The organism is Bradyrhizobium sp. STM 3843 (assembly GCF_000239815.1).
Taxonomy (GTDB): Bacteria; Pseudomonadota; Alphaproteobacteria; order Rhizobiales; family Xanthobacteraceae; genus Bradyrhizobium.
This window is the reverse complement of the sequence record NZ_CAFK01000140.1, coordinates 1-2,084: the sequence shown is the minus strand read 5'-3', so window position 1 is coordinate 2,084 and position 2,084 is coordinate 1. Positions and strand designations below refer to the sequence as shown.

Below are 2,084 nucleotides of genomic sequence, written 5' to 3'. Positions count from 1 at the left end.
TCGATCCTGTCCTGGGACTGCTTGAAGAGTTGCTCGCGGAATTCTGCTGCGATGAAGACCCAGGGCACGAATTGAGGCCCGAATGAGTGGAGCAACAAGACGCGCTTCGGCGCTGCCGCAGCGCCCGCGGAGCTAAAAATATCAGCTGCTAAGAAAAGAATGGTCAGAAAAAGCCAGCTTCGCATGTGGCAACACCAATGCCGCGGTCGCTGTTCACGCGCAACGAAAATGGCACAGAGACACTGTCGCGGCAACTTGGCTCTCAGCGAAAAGGCTGCTCCGAGCACCGCTTAACTACGGGCTCCGCCTGTTCCATGGGGAACCGAGTGCGGATGCAGCCCCCCTCGCGCCCCTGTTCTCGCAGGCGCCGCGTGTCCAGATGGCGCGATTTATGATCGCGGCATCGGGCAAGACTGTCTATTACACTGACAGTCGCCTGGAACAGGAAGGCGACGACATCGGCGCTATGTTGTCATCATCTCGGACGGTAAGCCCCTTCCGGTGATCAACCTGAGTTAGTCTGAAGGCGCACTGAAGCAGCCAGTCGCCGCTAAAGTTGCTAATTACGATCGAGGGTCTGGCCAGCTCTCTTTTTCAGTTTCGATTAATGGGATGAGGATAAAAAGCGCAATATTCAGTTCGACGGCACAATTACAAATCAAATTATGGGATAACGGGCATGTTTGCGGTGTCATGGGAGACCGCCCGGAAAGCCGTAGAAACCAAGGCCAGTTCGCGCAAGCTTGTGACCTCCACGGACATTCGGTCGGCATCTGCTGAATTCAGAAAATGTCTGGGATTGCTAATCTGTGTCTACATCCGGCCAGGTACCTGGTCCCAAGTTTTGGGATTGTCCTCAATTGTGTCCGGCACGGCGATCAAGTCCAGATCGCGGCTGATGCTCTTCCATCCGCACTTAGGCACTCGATGGCAGCCAACTCATCAAATTCTTCCTGATACTCAACCTCAACGTTGCGACATTTCGGACAGCGAGACAAACCTGAGCCAAGTCGCTGGACAATTCTCTCCCAAGCCTTCGGATTGTTCTTTTCGCATCTTGATTGAGGGCCGGCTCAGTTGGCGGCCTCTTTAATTCGAATGTCAAATCTTGGCCGAAGGCGACTTTCCTCAAACTCGTAGCCTGTTGTCTGTGCTGGACCAAGAGGGGCCAAATGCGGCTGCGCGGAACGCCGTAGCGGCCGAATGCTAGCCGGGATTGCGGAGCAGGAACGAAGGCATCAGGTCGCAGTTGTTCCGACGATTCAAGGTACCGCCAGCGCGGACCATCTAAAGATTGACCCGATGTCCACAGCTGAAATCGTCCTGCTAGTCGTCGTTGCCGGAGTTGTCGTTCTGATCCTCGGCAATATCGCGTTTCAGGTGGCAGCGGAGCGAAAGAACCCGCCGATCGGAGTCTTCATCGAGTGCGACGGAGTGCGCCTTCATTACATCGAACGCGGCGATGCCGCTGCGCCTTGCGTGGTCCTGTTTCATGGCAATGGCACCATGATTCAGGATCTCATCCTAAGCGGTCTAGTTGACCGCCTTGCCGCCTCTTACCGCGTCGTTTGCTTCGACCGGCCAGGGTTTGGCTACAGCCAGCGTCCCCGCACGCGCATCTGGACGGCCAAGACACAAGCCGCCTTGTTCGCGAAGGCTCTTGATCAGCTTGGGGTGCGCAATCCCGTGGTACTCGGCCATTCCTGGGGAACATTGGTGGCGATCGCGTTGGCGCTGCAAAGCGACTATGCCGTGAAAGGCCTCGTGCTCGCGTCCGGCTACTATTTTCCGACCTTTCGGATTGACTTTTGGCTCATGTCAGGCCCGGCAGTGCCGCTGCTCGGAGATCTGATGCGCTACACCATCGCGCCGATCATATCGTGGGCCATTATGCCGAAGCTCGTTCGCAAGCTGTTCGCGCCGCGCGCCGTTCCGCCGCAATTCAAGAACGAATTTCCGATCTCGCTGTCTCTCCGACCCAAGCAATTGAGGGCGGCCGCGGAAGAGAGCGCGTTCCTTATTCCTGTTGCCGCGCAGTTGGCGCTTAAATATCAGGGCATCCAGTGCCCCGTCAGGATCGTTCA

Annotated in this window: 2 protein-coding genes; one reads left to right on the top strand and one right to left on the bottom strand. The window is 56.6% G+C overall.

Annotated features, from left to right (window positions below; translation table 11 throughout):
• A partial coding sequence (locus BRAS3843_RS41890; protein ID WP_035981903.1) for a hypothetical protein occupies window positions 1-185 on the bottom strand: 185 nt, incomplete at its 3' end.
• Between the two features lie 1,117 nt (window positions 186-1,302).
• Between BRAS3843_RS41890 and BRAS3843_RS16495 the strand changes: the two genes are divergently transcribed.
• The coding region (locus BRAS3843_RS16495) for an alpha/beta hydrolase (protein WP_035981902.1) at window positions 1,303-2,084 on the top strand (782 nt) is incomplete at its 3' end.